Here is a 26,015-nt window from a genome sequence, read left to right on the forward strand (position 1 = left end):
AAGGAGCGCGACAGTGATCGACACATTCAACAGAACCGGACCCCTCATGGAAGCTGCAAGTTACCCCGCCTGGGCTCAGCAATTGATTCAGGATTGCAGTGAGAGCAAGCGCCGCGTCGTCGAACATGAACTGTACCAGCGGATGCGCGATAACAAGCTCAGCGCAAAAACCATGCGTCAGTACCTCATTGGTGGCTGGCCGGTGGTCGAACAGTTCGCCTTATACATGGCACAGAACCTGGCCAAGACCCGTTTTGCACGCCACCCTGGCGAAGACATGGCGCGTCGCTGGCTGATGCGCAATATTCGTGTCGAACTGAATCATGCCGATTACTGGGTGCACTGGAGCCGTGCTCACGGTATAAGCCTGGAAGATCTGCAGGCGCAACAGGTTGCCCCTGAACTTCACGCCTTGAGTCACTGGTGCTGGCACACCAGTTCGTCGGACTCGCTGATCGTGGCTATCGCCGCCACCAACTATGCCATCGAGGGTGCTACCGGGGAGTGGTCGGCGCTGGTTTGTTCCAGTGGCGTCTACGCGGCGTCGTTCCCCGAGGAGGATCGCAAGCGGGCCATGAAGTGGTTGAAGATGCACGCCCAGTACGACGATGCCCATCCTTGGGAAGCGCTGGAAATCATCTGCACCCTGGCGGGGCTGAACCCGAGCAAATCCCTGCAAATGGAATTGCGTCAGGCAGTCTGCAAAAGTTACGACTACATGTACCTGTTCCTGGAGCGATGCATGCAGTTGGAACTGGCGGCAAAAGCCCCGGTAGTCCGTGAGCGGATGGCGTTGGCCGAGAGCTAAAAGACGCAGCCTACGGCAGCTCGTAGGAGCTGCCGTAGGCTGCGATCTCTTCAAAAATATCTACCCCGCCATCGCCAACCGGTTACGCCCCTCGCGCTTGGCCACATACAGCGCACTGTCGGCTCGTCGCAACAGGCTCTCGGCAGACTCGCCGGGCAGCAGGGTCGAGCAACCCAGGCTGACCGTCAGTTCGATGGTCTTGCCTTCGGCCACATAGTCCTGGGCCTGCGCAGCGAACCGCAGTCGTTCGCCGACCATGGCCGCGGCTTCCCGGCTGGTGTTGGACAGCAGGATCATGAATTCTTCGCCTCCAAACCGGAACACCATGTCCACGTTACGCAACTGGCTTTTGATCGAGGCCGCGACGGCCTTGAGCACTTCATCGCCGGCGCTGTGCCCGTAGGTGTCGTTGATCTGTTTGAAGTGATCGATGTCCAGCATCAGCAGCGACAGGGGCTGTGAGTGTCGGCGCGACATCTCGATTTCCCGTTGCAGCGTCTGATCCATCGCGATGCGATTGCCGGTGTCGGTCAGCGGGTCGCGCAAGGCGCTTTGGGTGGCGGCACGGTAGAGCAGGGCATTGCGCATCGGGTAGAGAAGCGCTGATAACAGCGATTCCAGATGGCCTTGCTCTTCATCGCTGAAACGCTGATTGCGACGGAACACCAGTTCACCCAATTGCTCGCCTTCATGACTGAGGCTGTAGCTGATCGAATGATGACCTCGCTGGCCGAACTGCAGGCGCAAGTCGCTGGGCTGATGCTCATAATTCAAGGCATCCAGCGGCACAAGGCGCTGAATTTCACGGAAGAAAAGTCCGAGAATGCGTTGCGGCTCAAGACTGGTTTGCAGTTGCAGGCCCAGCTCCTGACGCAACTGCGCAAGACTGACGGGCCGCTCCAGAAGGGGAGGCTGCTGACCAAAGCCCAGGCGTTGCAATTTGGCGCTGTCGAAGTCAATTGCGTTGGTCTGGGAAGGCGATTTCATATGGCGTGAGCCCCTAAACAGTAAGACTGTCTTACAGGCTGGGTGAGAGCGGCTTTGGGCTGCGCGTCATACTGGTCCATCAGTCCCGTAGGACATTTGGCACGAGTTTAGTCCGCTTTGCCGAAGATTAGTAACCTCTCGGCTCGAGCTCTGCCCCGTCTGCTTTCACACGGCGTGTCTGAGCAAAATTAGAGCGAAAGTCGTGCCATTCGGTTCAGTCGGTTAAAAAGCGTTCTAAATCAACAAGGTTGGGGAGGTTGCGAAGGATGGTGTCGGGGGTATTGGCATTTATTTGACTTGAAACAGCAACAGTTATCACGGGCTTTGCGTGCCGCGACGGGAAGTCGTCGCGGCACAAAAGCGACGCACGGGCATTACTGAGCGTCGAACGCCTGACCGTTGATGCCGGTACTGTCCGGCCCCATCAAGTAAAGGTAGACCGGCATGATCTCCTCGGGTGTCGGGTTGTTCAGCGGATTTTCCCCAGGGTAGGCCTGAGCGCGCATGCTGGTGCGGGTGGCGCCGGGGTTGATGCTGTTGGAGCGCACGGGGGCGACGGTGTCTACTTCGTCGGCCAGGGTTTGCATCAGGCCTTCGGTGGCGAACTTGGACACACCGTAAGCGCCCCAATACGCACGACCCTTGCGACCGACGCTGCTGGAGGTGAACACCACCGAGGCGTCCTGCGATAGCTTGAGCAGCGGCAGCAGGGTGCTGGTGAGCATGAACATGGCGTTGACGTTGACCTGCATGACGCGCATGAAGTTCTCGCCGGACAACTGCTCGATCGGTGTGCGTGGGCCGATGATCGACGCGTTGTGAAGCAAGCCGTCGAGGTGGCCGAATTCGGTTTCGATCATGGCCGCCAGTTCATCGTATTGGTGGGGCAGGGCGGTTTCCAGGTTGAACGGGATCACCACCGGTTGTGGATGCCCGGCCGCTTCGATTTCGTCGTAGACCTGAGTCAGATTGGCTTCGGTCTTGCCCAGCAGCAACACGGTGGCGCCATGAGCGGCGTAGGTTTTCGCGGCGGCAGCACCGATGCCTCGGCCAGCGCCGGTGACCAGGATGACCCGGTCCTTGAGCAATTCAGGACGGGCGGAATAATCAAACATAAAAAACCTCAACACAATTCAACAGGCAGGCATCGTATTTGTGGCGAGGGAGCTTGCTCCCGCTCGGCTGCGAAGCAGTCGTAAACCTGCAAATGCGACATACCTGACACTGCGCGATAATAAAAGGGGCCGCTTCGCAGCCCAGCGGGAGCAAGCTCCCTCGCCACAAAAGCCTCTGTAATCAGCAACTGCACAAAGCGCTATCCAGCACCAGGCGCAACTCCATTGGATGATCGACCACCACATCCGCGCCCCAATGCCGTGGGTTATCCTCCGGATGAATGTAGCCGTAGGTCACGGCGGCTGTTCTGGTGCCGGCATCGCGGCCGGATTCGATATCGCGCAGGTCATCGCCGACGAACAGCACGCTGGCCGGATCGAGGTCGAGCATCTTGCACGCCAGGATCAACGGCTCCGGGTCCGGTTTGCTGTTCTTCACATGATCCGGGCAGATCAGCAGCGCCGAACGCTCGGCCAGCCCCAATTGCTGCATGATCGGCTCGGCGAAGCGCAGCGGCTTGTTGGTGACCACGCCCCAGATCAGGTTGGCCTTCTCGATGTCGGCCAGCAATTCGCCCATGCCGTCGAAGAGCTTGCTGTGCACCGCGCAACCTTTGACATAGCGCTCCAGAAACTCCAGGCGCAGCTCCTCGAAGCCCGGCGATTCCGGGTCCATCGAGAAAGTCACTGCAACCATCGCCCTGGCGCCGCCGGAGATCTCGTCACGGATGTGCTTGTCGTTCATCGGCGGCAAACCACGCTCGGCACGCATCGCCTGGCAGATGGCGATGAAGTCCGGCGCGGTGTCGAGCAGGGTGCCGTCCATGTCGAAAAGAACTGCTCTGATACGCATCGGCTTACTCCTCGCGCAGGGTCTGGATCATGTAGTTGACGTCGACATCGGATGCCAGTTTGTAGTGCTTGGTCAGCGGGTTGTAGGTCAGGCCGATGATGTCCTTGACGGTCAGGCCGGCCATGCGACTCCAGGCACCGAGCTCGGAAGGGCGGATGAATTTCTTGAAGTCGTGAGTGCCACGCGGCAGCAGCTTCATGATGTATTCGGCGCCGACGATGGCGAACAGATAGGCCTTCGGATTGCGGTTGATGGTGGAGAAGAACACCTGGCCGCCAGGCTTGACCATGCGGAAGCAGGCGCGGATCACCGAGGACGGATCCGGAACGTGTTCAAGCATTTCCAGGCAGGTGACGACGTCGAACTGCTCAGGCATTTCTTCGGCCAGCGCTTCGGCGGTGATTTGCCGGTACTCGACGTTTACGCCGGATTCCAGTTGATGCAATTGCGCGACCGCCAGCGGCGCTTCGCCCATGTCGATGCCCATCACGGTGGCGCCGCGCTGGGCCATGGCTTCGCTGAGGATGCCGCCGCCGCAACCGACGTCGAGGACTTTCTTGCCGGCCAGATTGACGCGCTCGTCGATCCAGTTGACCCGCAGGGGGTTGATGTCGTGCAGCGGTTTGAACTCGCTTTCGCGGTCCCACCAGCGATGGGCCAGGGCTTCGAATTTGGCGATTTCGGCGTGGTCGACGTTGCTCATGGTGTCAGTCCTCTAAAACTTGAAAAATTCTGTTGCCCCGGTTTTGGTCCAGGGTGCTTACGATTCGGTGTGGCCGCTGATGCGCCTGCCCCAGGCCTTGGCGGTGGCGCACAGTTGCGCTTCATCCAGGCGGGTCAGGCGGCGGTCGTCGAGCAGTTGCTTGCCGGCGACCCAAAGGTGTTTCACGCAGTCGCGGCCAGTGGCATATATAAGTTGCGAAACCGGGTCGTAGACCGGTTGCTGCGCCAGGCCCGACAGGTCGAATGCGACGATGTCTGCCGCCTTGCCGACTTCCAGCGAACCGGTTTGCGCTTCGATTCCCAGCGCGCGGGCGCCATTGAGCGTGGCCATGCGCAGGGCGCGATGGGCGTCCAGCGCGGTGGCCGAGCCGGCGACAGCCTTGGCCAGCAATGCGGCGGTGCGGGTTTCACCAAGCAGGTCCAGGTCATTATTGCTGGCCGCGCCATCGGTGCCGACTGCCACATTCACCCCAGCCTGCCACAAGCGCTCGACCGGGCAGAAGCCACTGGCCAGCTTCAGGTTCGACTCCGGGCAATGAATCACATTGGTGTTACTTTCTACCAGCAGCGCCAGGTCTTCATCGCTGATCTGGGTCATGTGAACGGCCTGGAAGCGCGGCCCGAGCAGGCCCAGGCGGCCGAGGCGGGCCAGCGGGCGTTCGCCGCGCTGCTCCACCGACTGCTGCACTTCGAAGGCGGTTTCGTGGACATGCATGTGAATCGAGGCGTCAAGCTCTTCGGCGATCACCCGGATTTTTTCCAGGTTTTCGTCACCCACGGTGTACGGGGCATGGGGGCCGAAGGTGACTTTGATCCGTTCGTGATGCTTGAGATCGCCGAATAATTCGACGCCCTGACGAATGGCTTCATCCGCCGTGCTGGCGCCTGGAATCGGGAAGTCGAGGATCGGAATGGCGATCTGGGCGCGAATGCCGCTGTTATGTACGCGTTCGCTGGCGACCTTCGGGAAGAAATACATGTCAGAGAAGCAGGTGATGCCACCTTTGATCTGCTCGGCGATGGCCAGGTCCGTGCCGTCGCGTACGAACGCCTCGTCGACCCATTTGGCTTCGGCCGGCCAGATGTGGTTTTCCAGCCAGATCATCAGCGGCAGATCGTCGGCCAGGCCGCGGAACAGCGTCATTGCTGCATGCCCGTGGGCATTGATCAGGCCCGGGCTGAGCAGCATGCCCGGCAATTCGCGCACTTCGGTTGCGTTAAGCTTCAAGGCTGCTGCGCGTGGGCCGATAAACACGATACGACCGTCGCGGATACCCAGGGCATGCTCTTTAAGGACCACGCCAGCCGGTTCGACGGGTACCAGCCAGGTTGGCAGCAATAATAGGTCGAGCGCAGCGGTGGGGGTCGGCATCGAGAGTCGGTTCCAGTGCTTTTGTAAAGGATGGCGAAGTATACCCGAGCGTCTTCGCGGGGGGATCGCTATAATCGGCGGCTTTTGTTCATGAGTGCGGGGTGTGGGATGCGCGATCGACTGTTGGCTGCGGAGAAGGTGAAGGCCATCGATTGGCGTGATGGCGCACTGTACTTGCTGGATCAGCGTATTTTGCCGTTCGAGGAAACCTGGATCGCCTACACCAGCGCTGCGGGTGTGGCCGAAGCCATTCGCTCGATGGTGGTGCGCGGTGCGCCGGCTATTGGCATCAGTGCGGCCTATGGCGTGGTGCTGGCGGCCCGTACCCGTTTTGCCGAAGGTGGCGACTGGCAAGCGGCGCTGGAAGAGGATTTCGCGCTGCTGGCCGACTCCCGTCCGACCGCGGTCAATCTGTTCTGGGCCTTGGGTCGCATGCGTGAGCGGCTTGAGCGCCTGAGGGAGCACGCCGATCCGCTGTCGGTGCTGGAAGCCGAAGCCATCGCCATCCACGAAAGTGATCGCGAAGCCAACCTGACCATGGCCCAGTTGGGCGTCGACCTGATCCGCAAACATCAAGGCAACGCCCAGGCGATCCTTACGCATTGCAACACCGGTGCACTGGCCACCGGTGGTTTCGGCACGGCGCTGGGGGTGATTCGCGGGGCGTTCATCGAAGGCATGGTCGAGCGCGTCTACGCCGACGAAACCCGGCCATGGCTGCAAGGTTCGCGATTGACTGCGTGGGAATTGGCCAATGAGGGTATTCCGGTGACCCTCAATGTCGATTCCGCTGCCGCGCACATCATGAAAACCAAGGGTGTGACCTGGGTGATCGTCGGCGCCGACCGGATTACCGCCAATGGCGATGTGGCGAACAAGATCGGTACCTACCAGTTGGCGGTCAACGCCATGCACCACGGCGTGCGCTTCATGGTGGTGGCGCCGAGTTCGACCATCGACATGAATCTGGCCAGTGGCGACGAGATTCCTATCGAAGAGCGTGATGGCCGCGAGTTGCTGGAAGTTGGCGGCAAGCGGGTGGGGGCAGATGTGGAAGCGTTCAACCCGGTTTTCGACGTGACCCCGGCCGACCTGATCGATGCGATCGTCACCGAAAAAGGCATCGTCGAGCGTCCGGACACCGCGAAAATGGCTCAATTGATGTGCCGCAAGCGTCTGCATTAAATCATTCAGGCTGCACGAAATCGGTGTTTACAAGTGAAAAATACGGTTGAATGCCGGTTGATCACGCCTCTAAGCCCCTCTCGTCTCCTTCAAGCCTGTCACCGGTCAACTAACTATGCTCCATGCGCATCTGGGGGATAGGTGCGTGGCGGCTCTTGTGATAACATCCGGCGGTTTCCAGGGCAGCCTGATGTGGCTGCCTTTACTGCGCAGATCCATGGCATAACTCGTTGATTTGTCGTAAGTCGGTGCATGGCACTCAGTCTGTACCGGCGAGCTTCGTTCGTCCCATATGGATGTGACGAAGTTTCACCAGAAAAAGGAATCAGGCTTCTCATGGGCGAACTGGCCAAAGAAATCCTCCCGGTCAATATCGAAGACGAGCTGAAGCAGTCCTACCTCGACTACGCGATGAGCGTTATTGTCGGGCGGGCACTGCCGGATGCGCGCGATGGCTTGAAGCCCGTGCACCGGCGTGTGCTGTTCGCGATGAGCGAGCTGGGCAACGACTTCAACAAGCCGTACAAGAAATCTGCCCGTGTTGTCGGTGACGTGATCGGTAAGTATCACCCGCACGGTGATACCGCGGTGTACGACACCATCGTTCGGATGGCGCAGCCATTCTCGCTGCGTTACCTGCTGGTGGACGGTCAGGGCAACTTCGGTTCGGTGGACGGCGACAACGCCGCGGCCATGCGATACACCGAAGTACGCATGACCAAGCTGGCGCACGAGCTGCTGGCCGACCTGCATAAAGAAACCGTGGACTGGGTGCCGAACTACGACGGCACCGAAATGATCCCCGCGGTCATGCCGACCAAGATCCCCAACCTGCTGGTCAACGGCTCCAGCGGTATCGCCGTGGGCATGGCGACCAACATTCCGCCGCACAACCTCGGTGAAGTCATCGACGGTTGCCTGGCACTCATCGACAATCCGGAGCTGACTGTCGATGAGCTGATGCAATACATCCCCGGTCCGGACTTCCCGACCGCCGCGATCATCAACGGTCGCGCCGGCATCATCGAAGCCTACCGCACCGGTCGCGGGCGCATTTACATGCGTGCCCGCTCGATCATCGAAGACATCGACAAGGTCGGTGGCCGTCAGCAGATCGTCATTACCGAACTCCCTTACCAGCTGAACAAGGCCCGTCTGATCGAGAAGATCGCCGAGCTGGTCAAAGAGAAGAAGCTTGAAGGCATCACCGAGCTGCGCGACGAGTCCGACAAGGACGGTATGCGCGTCGTGATCGAGCTGCGTCGCGGTGAAGTGCCTGAGGTGATTCTCAACAACCTCTACGCCCAGACTCAGCTGCAAAGCGTGTTCGGCATCAACATCGTTGCGCTGATCGACGGCCGTCCGCGGATCCTCAACCTCAAGGATCTGCTGGAAGCCTTCGTTCGTCACCGTCGCGAAGTCGTGACCCGTCGTACCGTGTTCGAGCTGCGTAAAGCGCGCGAACGTGGCCACATCCTGGAAGGTCAGGCGGTTGCCCTGTCGAACATCGACCCGGTCATCGCCCTGATCAAGGCTTCGCCGACCCCGTCGGAAGCCAAGGAAGCGCTGATCAGCACGCCGTGGGAGTCCTCCGCGGTGGTTGCAATGGTTGAACGTGCCGGTGCCGATTCGTGCCGTCCGGAAAACCTCGATCCACAATACGGCCTGCGCGACGGCAAGTACTTCCTGTCGCCAGAGCAGGCGCAAGCCATTCTGGAACTGCGTCTGCACCGCCTGACCGGTCTGGAGCACGAGAAGCTGCTGGCCGAGTATCAAGAGATCCTCAACCAGATCGGCGAGCTGATCCGCATCCTCAACAGCGCCACGCGCCTGATGGAAGTGATCCGCGAAGAGCTGGAAGTGATCCGCGCCGAGTACGGCGATGTGCGTCGCACCGAGATTCTCGATGCCCGTCTCGACCTGACCCTGGGCGACATGATCCCGGAAGAAGAGCGCGTCGTGACCATTTCCCACGGTGGCTACGCCAAGACCCAGCCTTTGGCTGCGTACCAGGCTCAGCGTCGTGGCGGTAAAGGTAAATCGGCTACCGGCGTGAAGGATGAGGACTACATCGCTCACCTGCTGGTCGCCAACAGCCACACCACGCTGCTGCTGTTCTCCAGCAAAGGCAAAGTGTACTGGCTGAAAACCTACGAAATCCCGGAAGCCTCCCGCGCGGCCCGTGGTCGTCCGCTGGTCAACCTGCTGCCGCTGGACAGTGATGAATACATCACCACCATGCTGCCAGTCGAGGAATACACCGAAGGTCACTTCATCTTCATGGCCACTGCCAAAGGCACCGTGAAGAAGACCCCGCTGGAATCCTTCAGCCGTCAACGCAGCGTCGGTCTGATCGCGCTGGAGCTGGATGAAGGCGACGTGCTGATCTCTGCGGCCATTACCGATGGCGATCGCGAAGTCATGCTGTTCTCCGACGGCGGCAAGGTGACTCGCTTCAAGGAAACCGACGTTCGCGCCATGGGCCGTACCGCTCGCGGTGTCCGCGGCATGCGTCTGCCGGAAGGCCAGAAGCTGATTTCCATGCTGATCCCGGAAGAAGGCAGTCAGATCCTTACCGCTTCGGCGCGGGGTTTCGGCAAACGCACCGCGATCACCGAGTTCCCTGAGTACAAGCGTGGCGGTCAGGGTGTTATCGCCATGGTCAGCAACGAGCGTAACGGCCGTCTGGTCGGCGCGGTCCAGGTGCTCGACGGCGAGGAAATCATGCTGATTTCCGACCAGGGTACGTTGGTTCGTACCCGCGTCGACGAAGTGTCCAGCCTGGGCCGTAACACCCAGGGTGTGACCCTGATCAAGCTGGCCAACGATGAAACGCTGGTGGGCCTGGAGCGGGTTCAGGAGCCGTCGGAAGTCGAAGGCGAAGAGCTGGAAGGCGAAGGGCTTGCAGGTGAAGAGGGTGCAGTGTTCGAGGGTGAGGTCGTGATCGACGATGTTGCCGACGACCAGCAACTCGACGCCGCCGCCGACGAAGAGCCGCAGGAGTAAGCGGGCAAGCAGGGGGCGGATGAAGATTCGCCCCCTTGTTGTTTGTCCTCAGGGAACTGTGGAATTGTTTTTTATGTAGGAGTTGTCGAGCGAAGCGATGCTGCGATCTCTTGATCTGGCTCTTGCTTTCGCTCAGCACTAAAAGATCGCAGCCTCGCTCTGCTCGACAGCTCCTACAGATTTATTGCGTGATACCACCAAATCAGAGCGAGATTGGATGTGAGCAAGAGAGCCTATAACTTCTGTGCCGGTCCTGCGGCGCTTCCCGAAGCTGTCCTGAAGCGCGCCCAGGCTGAACTCCTTGATTGGCACGGCAAGGGCCTGTCGGTCATGGAAATGAGCCATCGCAGCGATGAGTTCGTGTCCATTGCCACCAAGGCCGAGCAGGATCTGCGTGATCTGCTGAATATCCCCTCGAACTATAAAGTGCTGTTTCTGCAAGGTGGCGCGAGCCAGCAATTTGCTCAGATTCCGCTGAACCTGTTGCCGGAAAGCGGCACCGCCGACTATATCGACACCGGTATCTGGTCTCAGAAGGCGATCGAAGAAGCCTCGCGCTACGGTCACGTCAACGTTGCCGCAACCGCCAAGCCTTACGACTATTTCGCTGTGCCTGGTCAGAACGAATGGAACCTGTCGAAAGATGCGGCCTACGTTCACTACGCGCCGAACGAAACCATCGGCGGCCTGGAATTCCAGTGGATCCCGGAAACCGGTGATGTGCCGCTGGTCGCCGACATGTCCTCGGACATTCTTTCGCGCCCGGTGGATGTCTCGCGTTTCGGCATGATCTACGCCGGGGCCCAGAAAAACATCGGTCCGAGCGGCATCGTCGTCAACATCGTTCGCGAAGACCTGCTGGGTAAAGCCCGCTCCATCTGCCCGACCATGCTCAACTACAAGGTCGCGGCCGACAACGGCTCGATGTACAACACGCCGCCAACCCTGGCCTGGTACTTGTCCGGCCTGGTGTTCGAGTGGCTGAAAGAGCAGGGCGGCGTCGAAGCCATCGGCAAGCTCAATGAAGTGAAGCAGCGCACGCTGTACGACTTCATCGACGCCAGCGGCTTGTACAGCAACCCGATCAACAAGTCGGACCGCTCGTGGATGAACGTGCCGTTCCGTCTGGCCGACGATCGTCTCGACAAGCCGTTCCTGGCCGGTGCCGACGAACGTGGCCTGTTGAACCTCAAAGGTCACCGTTCCGTGGGCGGTATGCGTGCCTCCATCTATAACGCCGTCGATATCGTTGCGGTCAACGCACTGGTTTCGTACATGGCAGAGTTCGAGAAGGAACACGGCTAATGTCTGAGCAAGAACTCAAGGCACTGCGCCTGCGCATTGATGCTCTGGACGAAAAGGTCCTGGAGCTGATCAGTGAGCGCGCACGCTGCGCCCAGGAAGTTGCGCGAGTAAAGATGGCCTCGCTGGCCGAAGGCGAAGTGCCGGTGTTCTATCGTCCTGAGCGTGAAGCTCAGGTGCTCAAGCGCGTGATGGAGCGTAACCAGGGGCCGCTGGGCAACGAAGAGATGGCGCGGCTGTTCCGCGAAATCATGTCCTCGTGCCTGGCCCTCGAGCAGCCGCTGAAAGTGGCTTACCTCGGCCCTGAAGGTACCTTCACTCAGGCTGCGGCCATGAAGCACTTCGGTCACGCGGTGATCAGCAAGCCAATGGCGGCGATCGACGAAGTGTTCCGTGAAGTGGCGGCCGGTGCGGTGAACTTTGGCGTGGTCCCGGTGGAAAACTCCACCGAAGGCGCGGTCAACCACACTCTCGACAGCTTCCTCGAACACGACATGGTGATCTGTGGCGAAGTCGAGCTGCGTATTCACCATCACCTGTTGGTTGGCGAAAACACCAAGACCGACAGCATCAGCCGCATCTATTCCCACGCCCAGTCCCTGGCCCAGTGCCGCAAGTGGCTGGACGCCCATTACCCGAATGTCGAGCGCGTGGCGGTGTCCAGCAACGCCGAAGCGGCCAAACGGGTCAAGGGTGAGTGGAACTCGGCAGCGATTGCCGGCGACATGGCTGCCGGCCTCTACGGGTTGACCCGTCTGGCTGAGAAAATCGAGGATCGCCCGGACAACTCCACGCGATTCCTGATGATCGGCAGCCAGGAAGTGCCGCCGACCGGTGATGACAAGACCTCGATCATCGTTTCCATGAGCAACAAGCCCGGCGCTCTCCACGAGTTGCTGGTGCCGTTCCACGACAATGGCATCGATCTGACACGGATCGAGACCCGTCCGTCGCGCAGCGGTAAATGGACCTACGTGTTCTTCATCGACTTCGTCGGCCATCACCGCGACCCGCTGGTCAAAGGTGTGCTGGAAAAGATCAGTCAGGAAGCGGTGGCACTCAAAGTGCTGGGTTCCTACCCGAAAGCAGTTCTCTAAGGGCGGTAGCAAATGAGTGGCAACTTCCTCGCTCTGGCACAGCCGGGCGTGCAACAACTTTCGCCTTACGTTCCGGGCAAGCCTGTGGACGAACTGGCCCGTGAGCTGAACCTCGATCCGGCCAGCATCGTCAAGCTGGCGAGCAACGAAAACCCGTTGGGCGCCAGTCCCAAGGCGCTGGCGGCGATTCGCGAAGCGCTGGCCGAGCTGACCCGCTATCCGGACGGCAATGGTTTTGCGCTCAAAACCCTGTTGGCCGATCAGTGTCGCGTCGAGCTGAACCAAGTGACGCTGGGCAACGGCTCCAACGATATTCTGGAGCTGGTGGCGCGTGCCTATCTGGCGCCGGGCCTGAACGCGGTGTTCAGCGAGCATGCGTTTGCGGTCTATCCGATCGCGACCCAGGCCGTTGGTGCCCAGGCAAAAGTGATCCCGGCCAAAGACTGGGGTCATGATCTGCCGGCGATGCTGGCCGCGATCGATGCCGATACCCGCGTGGTGTTCATCGCCAACCCGAACAACCCGACCGGGACCTGGTTCGATGCCGAGGCGCTGGATGAATTCCTGCAGGACGTTCCGGCCCATGTGCTGGTGGTGCTGGACGAGGCCTACATCGAGTACGCCGAAGGCAGCGACTTGCCGGATGGCCTGGACTATCTGGCGGCCTATCCGAACCTGCTGGTCTCGCGCACCTTCTCCAAGGCCTATGGTCTGGCGTCGCTGCGGGTCGGCTACGGTTTGTCCTCGGCCATCGTCGCTGATGTGCTCAATCGCGTGCGTCAGCCGTTCAACGTCAACAGCCTCGCGCTGGCCGCCGCTTGTGCCGCGCTGCAAGACGTCGAGTACCTGGCTGAAAGCCGTCGCCTGAACCAATCCGGCATGCAGCAGCTTGAGGCGGGTTTCCGTGAGTTGGGGCTGAGCTGGATTCCATCCAGAGGCAACTTCATCTGTGTCGATCTGGGGCGCGTTGCTGCCCCGGTTTTCCAGGGGTTGTTGCGCGAAGGCGTGATCGTGCGTCCGGTGGCCAACTACGGCATGCCGAATCACCTGCGCATCACCATCGGTTTGCCAGCGGAAAACAGCCGCTTCCTCGAGGCGCTGACCAAGGTTATGGCTCGTGGTTGATGTCACTGCACTGCAATCTGCTGAACCTATGATCGGTCGCCTGGTGGTGGTCGGTCTGGGGTTGATCGGCGGTTCGTTTGCCAAAGGCCTGCGTGAAAGCGGTCTGTGCCGCGAAGTGGTCGGGGTTGATCTCGACCCGCAGTCGCGCAAGCTGGCGGTCGAGTTGGGTGTGGTGGATCGCTGCGAAGAAGACCTGGTGGCGGCTTGTCAGGGCGCGGACGTGATTCAGTTGGCGGTGCCGATCCTGGCCATGGAGAAACTGCTCGCGCTGTTGGCGGGCATGGATCTGGGACAGGCGATCCTGACTGACGTCGGCAGTGCCAAGGGCAATGTGGTGCGCGCGGCGACCGAAGCGTTTGGCGGCATGCCGGCGCGTTTCGTGCCAGGGCATCCGATTGCCGGTTCCGAGCAGAGCGGGGTGGAAGCCTCCAATGCTGACCTGTTCCGTCGCCATAAAGTGATTCTGACGCCGCTGGATCAGACCGATCCGGCCGCGCTGGCGGTGGTCGACCGGTTGTGGCGCGAATTGGGCGCCGACGTCGAGCACATGCAAGTCGAGCGTCATGACGAAGTGTTGGCGGCGACCAGCCATTTGCCGCACTTGCTGGCGTTCGGTTTGGTCGATTCATTGGCCAAACGCAATGAAAATCTTGAGATCTTCCGTTACGCTGCGGGCGGTTTCCGCGATTTCACAAGAATCGCCGGTAGCGACCCGGTCATGTGGCACGACATCTTCCTCGCCAACCGCGAAGCTGTCCTGCGCACACTCGATACATTTCGCAGCGACCTCGACGCCTTGCGCGACGCGGTCGATGCAGGGGATGGGCACCAATTGTTGGGCGTGTTCACTCGCGCCCGGGTTGCCCGCGAGCATTTCAGTAAAATCCTGGCCCGCCGGGCCTATGTGGACGCTATGAATTCCAACGATCTGATTTTCCTGGCACAACCTGGTGGCCGCCTGACTGGGCGGATTCGTGTACCGGGCGACAAATCGATTTCCCACCGCTCGATCATGCTCGGTTCCCTGGCCGAAGGCGTCACTGAAGTGGAAGGTTTCCTCGAGGGCGAAGACGCCCTGGCGACCCTGCAAGCTTTCCGCGACATGGGTGTCGTCATCGAAGGTCCGCACCATGGTCGCGTGACCATTCACGGCGTCGGCCTGCATGGCCTGAAGCCTGCGCCGGGCCCGATCTATCTGGGTAACTCCGGCACTTCGATGCGTCTGCTGTCTGGCCTGCTGGCTGCGCAGAACTTCGACAGTACCCTGACCGGCGACGCTTCGTTGTCCAAGCGTCCGATGAATCGCGTGGCCAATCCGCTACGTGAAATGGGCGCTGTGATCGAGACCGCCGCTGACGGTCGTCCACCGATGACCATTCGTGGCGGCAACAAGCTCAAGGGCCTGACTTACACCATGCCGATGGCCAGTGCCCAGGTTAAATCGTGCCTGCTGCTGGCGGGTCTGTATGCCGAAGGCAAGACCACGGTCACCGAGCCGGCACCGACTCGCGACCACACCGAGCGCATGCTGCGTGGCTTCGGCTACCCGGTGACCGTTAACGGGGCGACCGCCTCGGTCGAGTCCGGCCACAAGCTGACCGCGACCCACATTGAGGTGCCGGGCGATATCTCGTCGTCGGCGTTCTTCCTGGTGGCGGCGTCGATTGCCGAAGGTTCGGAGCTGGTGCTCGAGCACGTCGGCATCAACCCGACCCGTACCGGCGTAATCGACATCCTGCGCCTGATGGGCGCTGACATCACTCTGGAAAACCAGCGTGAAGTCGGTGGCGAGCCGGTAGCCGACCTGCGCGTACGGGCGGCTAAACTCAAAGGTATCGAGATTCCCGAAGCGCTGGTGCCACTGGCTATCGACGAGTTTCCGGTGCTGTTCGTGGCGGCTGCATGTGCCGAAGGTCGCACTGTGCTGCGTGGTGCCGAAGAGCTGCGCGTGAAGGAATCGGACCGGATCCAGGTCATGGCGGACGGTCTGCTGGCGCTGGGCGTCAAGTGCGAGCCCACTCCGGACGGCCTCATCATCGACGGCGGCCAGATCGGCGGCGGCGAAGTGCACGGTCACGGCGACCACCGGATTGCCATGGCCTTCAGCGTGGCTTCACTGCGCGCCACTGCGCCGATCCGCATCCATGATTGCGCCAACGTCGCGACCTCGTTCCCGAACTTCCTCGCGCTGTGCGCGCAGGTCGGTATCCGTGTTGCACAAGAGGCTCAGTCGTGATCAGCATTGCACCGGTCATCACTATTGATGGGCCAAGCGGCTCTGGCAAAGGTACTGTCGCCGGGATTCTGGCCAAGCGCCTGGGCTGGAACCTGCTGGATTCCGGTGCACTTTATCGATTGCTGGCTTTCGCCGCGCATAACCATGGCGTCGACCTGACCAATGAGGAATTGCTCAAGAAGCTCGCCGCTCATCTGGATGTGCAGTTCATTGCGGCGACCGACGGTCAGTTGCAGCGCATTATTCTGGAAGGTGATGAAGTCAGCGATGTGATCCGTACCGAGAGTGTCGGCTCGGGTGCCTCGCAGGTCGCCGCGTTGCCTGCGGTTCGCGAGGCGTTGCTGCAGCGTCAGCGGGCTTTTCAGGAGGCGCCGGGTCTGGTGGCCGATGGTCGCGACATGGGTACGGTGGTATTTCCCGACGCGCCCTTGAAGATTTTCCTCACTGCCAGTGCCGAAGAGCGTGCGCGCCGACGTTACTTGCAGTTGAAGGGCAAAGTCGATGGTGTTAGTCTGTCGAGTCTGCTAGATGAGATACGTGCGCGCGATGAGCGTGACACCCAGCGAGCGGTAGCCCCGCTCAAACCGGCGGCTGACGCCATACAGCTGGATTCCACGGAATTATCCATCGACCAGGTGCTGGAACGCATCATGAGCGAGATCGCCATTCGCGATATCGCCGGGTGACCAAGAGGGCCGCAGGGGACCAGTCATAGTCCTGCGGAGCTTCTTTTAAATGAAACTAACCCACATCGTCTGGGATGTGGAGATGGGCGTATTCTTCGCCCTTATCAACAGGAATTAAAATGAGCGAAAGCTTTGCGGAACTCTTTGAAGAAAGCCTAAAAACCCTGAACCTTCAGGCAGGCTCCATCATCACCGGTGTTATCGTTGATATCGATTACCAAGCTCGCTGGGTAACCGTTCACGCTGGCCTGAAGTCTGAAGCACTCATCCCGCTTGAGCAGTTCTACAACGACGCTGGCGAACTGAACATCAACGTCGGTGACGAAGTTCACGTTGCTCTGGACTCGGTTGAAGACGGCTTTGGTGAAACCAAGCTGTCCCGTGAAAAAGCCAAGCGCGCTGAATGCTGGATTGTTCTGGAAGCAGCCTTCGCAGCCGAAGAAGTGGTCAAGGGCGTTATCAACGGTAAGGTTAAAGGCGGCTTCACTGTCGACGTTAACGGCATCCGTGCGTTCCTGCCAGGTTCTCTGGTTGACGTCCGTCCAGTGCGCGACACCACGCACCTGGAAGGCAAAGAGCTGGAATTCAAGGTCATCAAGCTCGACCAGAAACGCAACAACGTTGTCGTTTCCCGTCGCAGCGTCCTCGAAGCCGAGAACTCCGCCGAGCGTGAAGCTCTGCTGGAATCCCTGCAGGAAGGCCAACAAGTCAAAGGTATCGTCAAGAACCTCACCGATTACGGCGCATTCGTCGATCTGGGTGGCGTCGATGGCCTGCTGCACATTACCGACATGGCTTGGAAGCGTATCAAGCATCCTTCCGAAATCGTCAACGTTGGCGACGAGATCGATGTCAAGGTTCTGAAGTACGATCGCGAGCGCAATCGTGTTTCCCTGGGCCTCAAGCAACTGGGCGAAGATCCATGGGTTGCTATCAAAGCCCGTTACCCAGAAAGCACTCGCGTTACCGCTCGTGTAACCAACCTGACCGACTACGGCTGCTTCGCTGAGCTGGAAGAAGGCGTTGAAGGTCTGGTGCACGTTTCCGAAATGGACTGGACCAACAAGAACATCCACCCTTCGAAAGTCGTACAAGTCGGCGACGAAGTGGAAGTTATGGTTCTGGACATCGACGAAGAGCGTCGTCGTATCTCCCTCGGCATCAAGCAGTGCAAATCTAACCCATGGGAAGATTTCTCTGGCCAGTTCAACAAGGGCGATAAAATCTCCGGCACCATCAAGTCGATCACCGATTTCGGTATCTTCATTGGTCTGGACGGCGGCATCGACGGTCTGGTTCACCTGTCCGACATCTCCTGGAACGAAGTGGGCGAAGAAGCCGTACGCCGCTTCAAGAAAGGCGACGAGCTGGACACCGTTATCCTGTCGGTTGACCCAGAGCGCGAGCGCATCTCCCTGGGTATCAAGCAACTGGAAAGCGATCCGTTCTCCGAGTACGTTCAAGAGAACGACAAAGGCGCCATCGTTAAAGGCATCGTGAAAGAAGTTGACGCTAAAGGCGCCATCATCACTCTGGCCGACGATATCGAAGCGACTCTGAAAGCCTCCGAAATCAGCCGTGACCGCGTTGAAGACGCGCGTAACGTTCTGAAAGAAGGCCAGGAAGTTGAAGCCAAGATCATCAGCGTTGATCGCAAGAGCCGCGTAATCCAGCTCTCCATCAAGTCGAAAGATGATGCTGAAGAGAAAGAAGCAATCCAGAGCTTGAAAGACAAGCCTGCTGCTGACATCGCTGCTGGTCCTACCACTCTGGGCGACCTGTTGCGTGCACAAATGGAAAAACAGAACTGAGTTCTGTCAGACCATAGAAAAAGGGCGACTTCGGTCGCCCTTTTTTGTGTCTGCGATTTGGTGAATCCCAAACGTGCTGACGCTGCAATATTTCTTTCGTGAAACCAATGATCTACATAAGTTGTCTGTAACTTCATACAGGTCAATCGTCTATTCAAGGCTAGGCTTAGTCTGAAGTGAACGACCGCCGGGTTGCGTATCCGGCATAAGGAAGTGAATGAATAAGCTCATTGTCGTGATAGCAGTAATGACATTGGCAGGTTGTACCACCAGCGCCAAGACTCATGTGGTGCGCGGCGTCAGTGGTATAGAGGTCGATTGTTCGGGATTGGGCTCAGGATGGGAGAGGTGTCACAAGCGAGCGGCCAAGGAGTGTAAAGGGGCAGGTTATAAAGTCATCGTAAGGTCTGATGACGCCAAGGAGGAAGATATATTCCCTTTCGGTTTCAATCCCGCGGGCTATCTGACACGCACCATGCTGGTTATCTGCAGGTGAGTGTGTGGGTTCGATCAGAGTTCCGGTGCCTTGAAATCGGGCATCTCGCTGCTGGGGACGATATGTCAACACTCGGGCTGTTCAAATTACTCGGGGCATGCTAAAACCTTTGAAGCGCTGATCTAGCTGCTTGAAAAAGAAGGGAAAAATATGACGAAGTCGGAGTTGATCGAACGAATTGTCACCCATCAAGGGCTACTCTCATCTAAAGATGTGGAGCTGGCCATCAAGACCATGCTTGAGCAAATGTCCCAATGTCTGGCCACTGGTGATCGAATCGAGATCCGTGGTTTTGGCAGCTTTTCACTGCACTATCGCGCGCCGCGCGTGGGGCGTAATCCAAAAACCGGTCAGTCCGTCAGCCTTGACGGCAAGTTCGTTCCACATTTCAAGCCAGGCAAAGAACTGCGTGATCGTGTGAACGAGGATGAGGAGGAAGGGCTTTGACGGCTGTTGCACTCCAGGGAGCCGCTGATGCGTAACTTCAAGCGCGTACTCCTCGCTGTATTTGTCCTGTTGCTTGTTCTGGCGATCCTGGCGTTCGTTCTTGAGAACCAGCAAGGCGTGTCCCTACTGTTCCTTGGTTGGGCGGGGCCGCAATTGCCAGTATCGCTGATCATGGTGATTGCGCTGCTGATCGGCATGGTGATCGGGCCGGTTCTCGGCTGGTTTCTGGGGCGTACATCCAGAGCCTCGCGCAAACGCCTTGTCTGATTCCGGGAAACCCGCTGTAGGCATGGAATTTGCCTCGCAGCTTGTCCATATCCATTAGTAAAACCTTCATTAAGCTGTAAAATGCTGCGCTTGGCCGATAGGGGTGTTCCCATTTCGGTTCAGACTGACTCTGTCAGAAGCCTCGGCTGACTTGATGGCTTTTGCATTCATGGATTAGACAGTGCGCGGTTGGCGGCCCTGTCAGTAACTTAAGGGTATGGTTTCGCGTGAAAATTTTAGTAACCGGCGGCGCCGGATTTATCGGCTCGGCAGTCATTCGTCATATCATCTCCAACACTGCCGACTCTGTCGTTAACGTCGATAAACTGACCTATGCCGGTAACCTTGAGTCGTTGGCTGAAGTCAGCCAGAACTCGCGTTACGTGTTCGAACGCGTCGACATCTGCGACCGTGATCAAGTGGACCGTGTTCTGCGTGAACACCAACCGGATGCAATCATGCACCTGGCCGCAGAATCCCACGTTGACCGCTCGATCTCCGGTCCGTCTGAATTCATCCAGACCAACATCATCGGCACCTACACCTTGCTGGAAGCTGCGCGCCATTATTGGGCGGCACTGGATGATGCGCGCAAAGCCAACTTCCGTTTCCACCATATCTCCACCGACGAAGTCTACGGAGACCTCGAAGGCCCGGAAGACCTGTTCACCGAAACCACACCGTATCAGCCAAGCTCACCGTACTCGGCCAGCAAGGCCAGTTCAGATCACCTGGTTCGCGCCTGGAGCCGTACCTACGGCCTGCCGACCCTGGTTACCAACTGCTCGAACAACTACGGTCCTTGCCACTTTCCTGAGAAGCTGATCCCGCTGATCATCCTCAATGCACTGGAAGGCAAGCCGCTGCCGGTCTACGGAAAAGGCAACCAGGTTCGTGACTGGCTCTACGTCGAAGACCACGCCCGCGCACTGTACAAAGTCGTGACCGAAGGCGTGATCGGCGAGACCTACAACATCGGCGGCCATAACGAGAAGCAAAACATCGAAGTGGTGCATACCCTTTGCGCACTGCTTGATGAACTGCGTCCAGACTCTGCTCATCGTCCACACGCCAGCCTGATCACCTACGTTCAGGATCGCCCGGGCCACGACCAGCGTTACGCGATCGACGCCAGCAAAATCCAGCGCGAGCTGGGTTGGACACCGGAAGAAACCTTTGAAACCGGTATCCGCAAGACTGTCGAGTGGTACCTGAACAACACTGAGTGGGTGGCTCACGTGAAGAGCGGCAGCTACCAGCAATGGATCGACCAGAACTACATGGACCGTTCGGACAAAGCATGAAAATTCTCCTGTTGGGAAAAAACGGCCAGGTCGGCTGGGAGCTGCAGCGCTCTCTTGCGCCTCTTGGCGAACTGATCGCCCTGGACCGTCATCCGGTCGATGGTTTGAGCGGCGACCTGTCTGACCTCAATGCACTGCGCGCGACGATCCGTCAGGTTAAACCCGACGTCATCGTCAACGCAGCGGCCTACACTGCGGTCGATAAAGCTGAATCCGAGACTGAGCTGGCCGATCGTGTGAACGGTCAGGCGAGTCAGGTTATGGCTGAAGAAGCCGCATCTCTAGGGGCTTGGCTGATTCACTACTCGACCGATTACGTGTTCAGCGGTGAAGGCCTGACGCCGTGGCAAGAAACCAATGCCGTCGCACCGGTGAATCACTACGGTGCCAGCAAACTGGCCGGCGAGCAGGCGATTATTGCCTCGGGATGCAAGTACCTGATCTTCCGCACCAGTTGGGTCTATGGTGCTCGCGGTAACAACTTCGCCAAGACCATGCTGCGCCTGGCCAAGGATCGCGAAACCCTGAGCGTCATCGCCGACCAGATCGGCGCCCCTACCGGCGCAGACCTGATCGCTGACGTGACGGCGCTGGCTATTCAGCAAGTGTTGCAGCGTCCTGAACTGGCGGGTCTTTATCACTTGGCGGCCGCCGGCGAAGTGTCCTGGCACGGCTATGCCAGCCATGTGATCGGTTTTGCCAAGGCCAACGGTGAAGAGCTTGCTGTCACAGCGATCAATCCGATCGAAACGACCGCCTACCCGACACCGGCGCGCCGCCCTCTGAATTCCCGATTGAATACTCAGAAGCTGCGCGACAATTTTTCTTTGCACTTGCCGGATTGGCAAAGTGGTGTCACCCGAATGCTTATGGAAGTCCTGAACAAATGACCACGACAAATCGTAAAGGCATCATCCTCGCTGGTGGCTCGGGTACTCGTCTGCACCCGTTGACCCTCGGCGTGTCCAAGCAGATGCTGCCGATCTACGACAAGCCGATGATCTTCTATCCGCTGTCGGTGTTGATGCTCGCCGGTATACGCGAAATCCTGATTATCTCCACCCCTGAAGATCTGCCGTGCTTCCGTAAATTGCTGGGTGACGGCAGTCTGTACGGCATCAAGCTGACTTACGCTGAGCAGCCAAGCCCGGACGGTCTGGCGCAGGCGTTCATCATTGGTGAAGAGTTCATCGGCAAGGATCCTTGCTGTCTGATCCTGGGCGACAACATCTTTTACGGTCAACACTTCTCGGACAATCTGCGTTCGGCCAGCGCTCAAGAGCATGGAGCGACGGTATTCGGCTATCACGTATCGGACCCGGAGCGTTTTGGTGTAGTGGAGTTCGACGCTGCCGGCCACGCTTTGAGTATCGAAGAAAAGCCACTGAAGCCAAAATCGAGCTATGCGGTGACGGGGCTGTACTTCTACGACAACCAGGTTGTCGAGATCGCCAAGAATATCAAGCCATCCGCGCGTGGTGAGCTGGAGATCACTGATGTCAACCGTGCGTACCTCGAGCAGAAGACCCTCAAAGTCGAAATGCTTGGTCGCGGCTTTGCCTGGCTGGATACCGGTACACATGATTCGTTGCTGGAGGCGAGCCACTTCGTGCATACCATTGAGAAGCGGCAGGGTTTGAAAGTTGCCTGTCTGGAGGAGATTGCTTACAGCAGTGGCTGGATTTCCGCCGCTGAGCTGTCGGCTCAGGCAGTGCGTCTCAGCAAGACTGGTTATGGTTTCTATCTGGAAAAGCTTTTGAAGGCGCAGGATTGTCGAGGCTTGAGTGAGAATTGATCTTGGCTGACGATTGATATTATTTTGATGTCGATTTGAAGAAATCGTTTGTTTTCAAATGATTTTCGTATCTGCCCTTCGCATGAGTTATTTATTCCCGGTACTAGCTGTAGAATGGCCGGCAGAACTATCTGACCCCATTCAGTGCTGCATGCCTCAGGCTTATTGGGCTCGCACTCCTGGCTCCGACTTATCGAGATCGCCTCAAAAAATTGAGGCAGGAATACGGATAAGTGGTCGAGCTAGCGAGTGAGGGGGAGGCGTACTCGGTGTAAAATCAACCGGTTTGGATTGATGCTTGGCTGTCACCCTCGGTCGACTCGAGCAAAAAACTTGCATTACATACGATGCAAGGATGACCAGAAACATAACTGAGCCCACTTTCTGGATGAATCTGCCGGAAGGGGATTAAGGATTTAGAGCATGGAACTGATTCCCGTAATTTTGTCTGGCGGAGTAGGCAGCCGGTTATGGCCTGTTTCCCGGGAGGCCCATCCAAAGCCGTTCATGGATCTGCCAGATGGCCAGAATCTAATCCAGAAAACGTTCCTTCGTGCTTCGCGTCTGGAAGGTGTTGTGGAAGTTCTTACGGTGACCAACCGTGAGCTCCTGTTCAAGACCGAAGACGAGTACGGTGCGGTCAACACGCACAAGCACTCGCAAGGTTTCATCCTTGAGCCTTTCGGGCGTAATACTGCTGCCGCCGTCGCTGCTGCGGCGCTTCAACTGGAAGCTTCGCATGGCCCCGACGCCCAAATGTTGGTGTTGGCGGCAGACCACCTGATCAAAGACGAAAAAGCATTTGCGGCGGCGGTAGCCAGTGCAGTTGCGCTTGCCTCCGAAGGCTGGCTGGTCACCTTTGGTATTCAACCGACCTATCCTGAAACAGGGTTCGGGTACATTGAAGCTCAAAAAGATGCGCCCCTGAAGGGTGGTCTGAAAGTTGCGCGCTTCGTCGAAAAGCCCAATCTTGAAACGGCTGAAGGCTACGTCAGCGCGGGCAACTACTATTGGAACTCCGGGATGTTCTGCTTCCGGGTTGGCACTGTGCTGGAAGAGCTTCGCCAGCATGCTCCGGACGTGGTGGAAGCCGTCAGTAAAACCATTGAAAGCTCGCGCCTTACCATCTCTGAAAAGTATCGTTGCCTGGCACTCGACGCCGATGCATTCGCAGAGGTTCCAGACATCTCCATCGATTACGCATTGATGGAGCGCTCCTCCAAGGTAGCAACCATCCCTTGTGATATTGGTTGGAGTGACATCGGTTCCTGGAACGCGGTCAGTGAACTGACCGAGCCTGATGAAGATGGCAATCGTTTTGAAGGCGAGGTGTTGTCCCACAACTCCCGTAACAATTATGTAAACAGTGAAGATCGACTGACTGCGCTGGTCGGGGTTGAGGACCTACTGGTCATCGATACCCCGGACGCGGTGATGATCGCTCACAAAGATCACGCCCAAGACGTAAAACATATTGTCAATCAGCTCAAGGCGGCCAGCCACACGGTGCATTTGCTCCATCGTACCGTTCATCGCCCTTGGGGGACCTACACAACCCTGGAAAACGGCGAGCGCTTCAAGATCAAGCGCATTGTGGTGAAGCCCAAGGCTTCGTTGTCCTTGCAGATGCACCATCACAGAAGCGAACACTGGATCGTTGTCAGCGGGATGGCTAAGGTCATCAACGATCAGCAGGAGCTGATGTTGAACACCAACGAGTCCACGTTTATTCGTGCTGGTCATCAGCACCGTTTGATGAATCCGGGGGTCATAGACCTGGTGATGATTGAAGTACAAAGTGGTGACTATCTCGGCGAGGACGATATTGTTCGTTTTGAAGATAATTACGGCCGCGTCGATAAGTAAGAGTACTGTCGCTGTTACAAGCCGGATCGGTGGATTTCCACCGGTCAGGCTTTTTTGCATCTGGGCTGGTCCTGATGCATTTCCATCCTGACGAGAAAGCAGAGCCGTTAATCGGCTTCGCTTCCACATACCTCAGCAAGAGAGCGGTATGAATACCCCGATCAAAACCCAGTGTTTCAAAGCCTATGACATTCGCGGCCAAGTGCCATCCGATCTCAATGAAGAGGTTGCTTACCGGATTGGCCGGGCCATGGTTGTCGAGCTACAGGGCAAAAACATTGTGCTGGGGCGGGACATGCGGCTCGAAAGCCCGATGCTGGCAGAGGCGATGACACGTGGTTTGCTCGAGGCAGGTGCCAACGTCATCGATATCGGCTTGTGTGGCACCGAAGAAGTCTACTTTGCCACTAGCTCGTTCAAGGCGGATGGTGGAGTGATGATCACCGCAAGTCACAATCCCAAGGGTTACAACGGGATGAAGCTTGTGAAGTCCGAATCTCGGCCTATCAGTGGCGACACCGGGCTAAATGCCATACGCGACCGTGTGGAAAGTGGTGATTTGGGAACCTTGGCTGCAAGCCCCGGCGAAGTTCGATTCGAACTGGATAAGACGACCTACATTGAGCACCTTCTCAGTTACGTCAACGTTGCGAATCTCAAACCGCTGAAAATACTTGCCGACCCGGGCAATGGCGCTGCCGGGCCAGTGTTGCGGCAGTTGGCCCAAAAGCTACCCTTCGAATGGGTGGTCATCAACGCCGAGCCCGATGGCAACTTTCCCAACGGTGTGCCCAATCCGCTTCTGCCAGAGAACCGCACGCTGACACGGCAAGCGTTGCTGGCAAACGGCTGCGACTTGGCAATTGCGTGGGATGGTGACTTCGATCGCTGCTTCTTCTTCGACCAGGATGGCCGCTTCGTCGAGGGCTATTACCTGGTTGGTCTGCTGGCGGAAATGCTGCTCAAGAAGAACCCAGGCTCCAAAATCATCCATGATCCCAGACTGACCTGGAGCACAATCGATCAGGTTCGATTGGCGGGCGGTGTTTCAGTACAATGCAAAACCGGGCATGCCTTTATCAAGGAGCGCATGCGTCTGGAGAATGCGATCTACGGCGGCGAGATGAGTGCTCACCATTATTTCCGGGATTTCGCCTACTGTGACAGCGGCATGATTCCCTGGTTATTGGTGACCGAATTGATGTCTGCGTCGGGAAAAAATCTGGCCCAGCTTGTTGATGAGCGCATTGCCGCCTATCCATGCAGTGGTGAAATCAATTATCGAGTGAACGATGTGTCAGCGGCGCTGGAAGAGGTCCTGGCACATTATTTACCTCACGGGCCTCACCTTGATCAAACCGATGGAGTCAGTCTGGAATTTTCTGACTGGCGATTTAATCTCCGAGGCTCAAATACAGAACCTCTGTTGAGATTGAATGTGGAAAGTAAAGGAGACCCAGCGCTGGTGGCGTTAAAAGTTAAAGAAATTGAGGGACTGCTGAACAGTAGAAATATGGAATGAAAAAACGGTTCT

The 26,015-nt window shown here is 58.1% G+C and carries 22 protein-coding genes; 17 read left to right on the top strand and 5 right to left on the bottom strand.

Annotated elements, in window-relative coordinates; all coding sequences use genetic code 11:
- The first annotated feature begins 46 nt into the window (after positions 1 to 46).
- A complete protein-coding gene (locus tag LOY28_RS07770; protein ID WP_218584820.1) occupies positions 47 to 808 on the top strand; it encodes a TenA family transcriptional regulator in 762 nt (253 codons plus the stop codon).
- Between the two features lie 60 nt (positions 809 to 868).
- On the opposite strand, the gene LOY28_RS07775 is transcribed toward LOY28_RS07770, so the two are convergent.
- The 5 genes from LOY28_RS07775 to LOY28_RS07795 all read right to left on the bottom strand — a co-directional run bounded on the left by LOY28_RS07775 (position 869) and on the right by LOY28_RS07795 (position 5,858).
- The gene (locus tag LOY28_RS07775; protein ID WP_018929860.1) at positions 869 to 1,795 is read right to left on the bottom strand and encodes a GGDEF domain-containing protein; all 927 of its coding nucleotides are present in this window, start codon (positions 1,793 to 1,795) and stop codon (positions 869 to 871) included.
- A gap of 374 nt (positions 1,796 to 2,169) precedes the next feature.
- A complete protein-coding gene (locus tag LOY28_RS07780) occupies positions 2,170 to 2,910 on the bottom strand; it encodes a YciK family oxidoreductase (protein WP_007939907.1) in 741 nt (246 codons plus the stop codon).
- 181 nt (positions 2,911 to 3,091) lie between these two features.
- Positions 3,092 to 3,763 carry an N-acetylmuramic acid 6-phosphate phosphatase MupP gene (mupP, locus tag LOY28_RS07785; protein WP_018929859.1) on the bottom strand — a complete coding sequence of 224 codons (672 nt, stop codon included), beginning with the start codon at positions 3,761 to 3,763 and terminating at the stop codon, positions 3,092 to 3,094.
- A 4-nt stretch (positions 3,764 to 3,767) separates the two neighbouring features.
- Positions 3,768 to 4,466 carry a bifunctional 2-polyprenyl-6-hydroxyphenol methylase/3-demethylubiquinol 3-O-methyltransferase UbiG gene (gene ubiG / locus LOY28_RS07790; protein WP_018929858.1) on the bottom strand — a complete coding sequence of 233 codons (699 nt, stop codon included), beginning with the start codon at positions 4,464 to 4,466 and terminating at the stop codon, positions 3,768 to 3,770.
- 57 nt (positions 4,467 to 4,523) lie between these two features.
- A complete protein-coding gene (locus LOY28_RS07795) occupies positions 4,524 to 5,858 on the bottom strand; it encodes a TRZ/ATZ family hydrolase (protein ID WP_258613308.1) in 1,335 nt (444 codons plus the stop codon).
- A gap of 108 nt (positions 5,859 to 5,966) precedes the next feature.
- Between LOY28_RS07795 and mtnA the strand changes: the two genes are divergently transcribed.
- From mtnA to LOY28_RS07875, 16 genes are all read left to right on the top strand, one after another.
- The gene (mtnA, locus tag LOY28_RS07800) at positions 5,967 to 7,043 is read left to right on the top strand and encodes an S-methyl-5-thioribose-1-phosphate isomerase (protein ID WP_018929856.1); all 1,077 of its coding nucleotides are present in this window, start codon (positions 5,967 to 5,969) and stop codon (positions 7,041 to 7,043) included.
- A gap of 336 nt (positions 7,044 to 7,379) precedes the next feature.
- Positions 7,380 to 10,049 carry a DNA gyrase subunit A gene (gene gyrA, locus LOY28_RS07805; protein WP_018929855.1) on the top strand — a complete coding sequence of 890 codons (2,670 nt, stop codon included), beginning with the start codon at positions 7,380 to 7,382 and terminating at the stop codon, positions 10,047 to 10,049.
- 219 nt (positions 10,050 to 10,268) lie between these two features.
- Positions 10,269 to 11,354: a 3-phosphoserine/phosphohydroxythreonine transaminase gene (gene serC / locus LOY28_RS07810; RefSeq protein WP_258613309.1), complete on the top strand. Its 1,086-nt coding sequence runs from the start codon at positions 10,269 to 10,271 to the stop codon at positions 11,352 to 11,354.
- Entirely contained in the window at positions 11,354 to 12,448 is a 1,095-nt protein-coding gene (pheA, locus tag LOY28_RS07815; RefSeq protein WP_007899727.1) for a prephenate dehydratase, read from the top strand. The genes serC and pheA overlap by 1 nt, the downstream gene beginning before the upstream one ends.
- 12 nt (positions 12,449 to 12,460) lie before the next feature.
- Positions 12,461 to 13,573 carry a histidinol-phosphate transaminase gene (gene hisC / locus LOY28_RS07820; RefSeq protein WP_086944627.1) on the top strand — a complete coding sequence of 371 codons (1,113 nt, stop codon included), beginning with the start codon at positions 12,461 to 12,463 and terminating at the stop codon, positions 13,571 to 13,573.
- A 28-nt stretch (positions 13,574 to 13,601) separates the two neighbouring features.
- A complete protein-coding gene (locus LOY28_RS07825) occupies positions 13,602 to 15,809 on the top strand; it encodes a bifunctional prephenate dehydrogenase/3-phosphoshikimate 1-carboxyvinyltransferase (RefSeq protein WP_018929852.1) in 2,208 nt (735 codons plus the stop codon).
- The gene (gene cmk / locus LOY28_RS07830; protein WP_007939921.1) at positions 15,806 to 16,495 is read left to right on the top strand and encodes a (d)CMP kinase; all 690 of its coding nucleotides are present in this window, start codon (positions 15,806 to 15,808) and stop codon (positions 16,493 to 16,495) included. Before LOY28_RS07825 ends, cmk begins: the two co-directional genes overlap by 4 nt.
- 119 nt (positions 16,496 to 16,614) lie before the next feature.
- Positions 16,615 to 18,306, top strand: coding sequence for a 30S ribosomal protein S1 (gene rpsA / locus LOY28_RS07835; protein ID WP_018929851.1), 1,692 nt, complete (start codon positions 16,615 to 16,617; stop codon positions 18,304 to 18,306).
- 217 nt (positions 18,307 to 18,523) lie between these two features.
- The gene (locus tag LOY28_RS07840) at positions 18,524 to 18,802 is read left to right on the top strand and encodes a hypothetical protein (RefSeq protein WP_019650498.1); all 279 of its coding nucleotides are present in this window, start codon (positions 18,524 to 18,526) and stop codon (positions 18,800 to 18,802) included.
- 150 nt (positions 18,803 to 18,952) lie between these two features.
- Positions 18,953 to 19,249 carry an integration host factor subunit beta gene (ihfB, locus tag LOY28_RS07845; protein ID WP_003369729.1) on the top strand — a complete coding sequence of 99 codons (297 nt, stop codon included), beginning with the start codon at positions 18,953 to 18,955 and terminating at the stop codon, positions 19,247 to 19,249.
- Positions 19,250 to 19,276: 27 nt separating this feature from the next.
- A complete protein-coding gene (locus tag LOY28_RS07850; RefSeq protein ID WP_018929849.1) occupies positions 19,277 to 19,516 on the top strand; it encodes a LapA family protein in 240 nt (79 codons plus the stop codon).
- Between the two features lie 227 nt (positions 19,517 to 19,743).
- Complete coding sequence (gene rfbB, locus LOY28_RS07855; RefSeq protein ID WP_258613310.1) at positions 19,744 to 20,820, top strand: dTDP-glucose 4,6-dehydratase; 1,077 nt, start codon at positions 19,744 to 19,746, stop codon at positions 20,818 to 20,820.
- The gene (gene rfbD, locus LOY28_RS07860) at positions 20,817 to 21,710 is read left to right on the top strand and encodes a dTDP-4-dehydrorhamnose reductase (RefSeq protein WP_018929847.1); all 894 of its coding nucleotides are present in this window, start codon (positions 20,817 to 20,819) and stop codon (positions 21,708 to 21,710) included. The genes rfbB and rfbD overlap by 4 nt, the downstream gene beginning before the upstream one ends.
- On the top strand, positions 21,707 to 22,615 hold the full coding sequence (gene rfbA, locus LOY28_RS07865; RefSeq protein ID WP_018929846.1) for a glucose-1-phosphate thymidylyltransferase RfbA: 909 nt from the start codon (positions 21,707 to 21,709) through the stop codon (positions 22,613 to 22,615). Before rfbD ends, rfbA begins: the two co-directional genes overlap by 4 nt.
- 423 nt (positions 22,616 to 23,038) lie before the next feature.
- A complete protein-coding gene (locus LOY28_RS07870) occupies positions 23,039 to 24,481 on the top strand; it encodes a mannose-1-phosphate guanylyltransferase/mannose-6-phosphate isomerase (RefSeq protein WP_026286698.1) in 1,443 nt (480 codons plus the stop codon).
- A 148-nt stretch (positions 24,482 to 24,629) separates the two neighbouring features.
- Positions 24,630 to 26,003, top strand: a complete 1,374-nt coding sequence (locus LOY28_RS07875; RefSeq protein ID WP_018929844.1) for a phosphomannomutase/phosphoglucomutase — start codon at positions 24,630 to 24,632, stop codon at positions 26,001 to 26,003.
- Positions 26,004 to 26,015: the final 12 nt, after the last annotated feature.

The organism is Pseudomonas sp. B21-017 (assembly GCF_024749245.1).
In the GTDB taxonomy this organism is placed as follows: domain Bacteria; phylum Pseudomonadota; class Gammaproteobacteria; order Pseudomonadales; family Pseudomonadaceae; genus Aquipseudomonas.

Bases quoted from the DNA above. Each gene is read 5' to 3' on its own strand.
- LOY28_RS07770 (WP_218584820.1), top strand. From the start codon at position 47: ATGGAAGCTGCAAGTTACCCCGCCTGGGCTCAGCAATTGATTCAGGAT.
- LOY28_RS07775 (WP_018929860.1), bottom strand. From the start codon at position 1,795: ATGAAATCGCCTTCCCAGACCAACGCAATTGACTTCGACAGCGCCAAA.
- LOY28_RS07780 (WP_007939907.1), bottom strand. From the start codon at position 2,910: ATGTTTGATTATTCCGCCCGTCCTGAATTGCTCAAGGACCGGGTCATC.
- mupP (WP_018929859.1), bottom strand. From the start codon at position 3,763: ATGCGTATCAGAGCAGTTCTTTTCGACATGGACGGCACCCTGCTCGAC.
- ubiG (WP_018929858.1), bottom strand. From the start codon at position 4,466: ATGAGCAACGTCGACCACGCCGAAATCGCCAAATTCGAAGCCCTGGCC.
- LOY28_RS07795 (WP_258613308.1), bottom strand. From the start codon at position 5,858: ATGCCGACCCCCACCGCTGCGCTCGACCTATTATTGCTGCCAACCTGG.
- mtnA (WP_018929856.1), top strand. From the start codon at position 5,967: ATGCGCGATCGACTGTTGGCTGCGGAGAAGGTGAAGGCCATCGATTGG.
- gyrA (WP_018929855.1), top strand. From the start codon at position 7,380: ATGGGCGAACTGGCCAAAGAAATCCTCCCGGTCAATATCGAAGACGAG.
- pheA (WP_007899727.1), top strand. From the start codon at position 11,354: ATGTCTGAGCAAGAACTCAAGGCACTGCGCCTGCGCATTGATGCTCTG.
- hisC (WP_086944627.1), top strand. From the start codon at position 12,461: ATGAGTGGCAACTTCCTCGCTCTGGCACAGCCGGGCGTGCAACAACTT.
- LOY28_RS07825 (WP_018929852.1), top strand. From the start codon at position 13,602: ATGATCGGTCGCCTGGTGGTGGTCGGTCTGGGGTTGATCGGCGGTTCG.
- rpsA (WP_018929851.1), top strand. From the start codon at position 16,615: ATGAGCGAAAGCTTTGCGGAACTCTTTGAAGAAAGCCTAAAAACCCTG.
- LOY28_RS07840 (WP_019650498.1), top strand. From the start codon at position 18,524: ATGAATAAGCTCATTGTCGTGATAGCAGTAATGACATTGGCAGGTTGT.
- ihfB (WP_003369729.1), top strand. From the start codon at position 18,953: ATGACGAAGTCGGAGTTGATCGAACGAATTGTCACCCATCAAGGGCTA.
- LOY28_RS07850 (WP_018929849.1), top strand. From the start codon at position 19,277: ATGCGTAACTTCAAGCGCGTACTCCTCGCTGTATTTGTCCTGTTGCTT.
- rfbD (WP_018929847.1), top strand. From the start codon at position 20,817: ATGAAAATTCTCCTGTTGGGAAAAAACGGCCAGGTCGGCTGGGAGCTG.
- rfbA (WP_018929846.1), top strand. From the start codon at position 21,707: ATGACCACGACAAATCGTAAAGGCATCATCCTCGCTGGTGGCTCGGGT.
- LOY28_RS07870 (WP_026286698.1), top strand. From the start codon at position 23,039: ATGGAACTGATTCCCGTAATTTTGTCTGGCGGAGTAGGCAGCCGGTTA.
- LOY28_RS07875 (WP_018929844.1), top strand. From the start codon at position 24,630: ATGAATACCCCGATCAAAACCCAGTGTTTCAAAGCCTATGACATTCGC.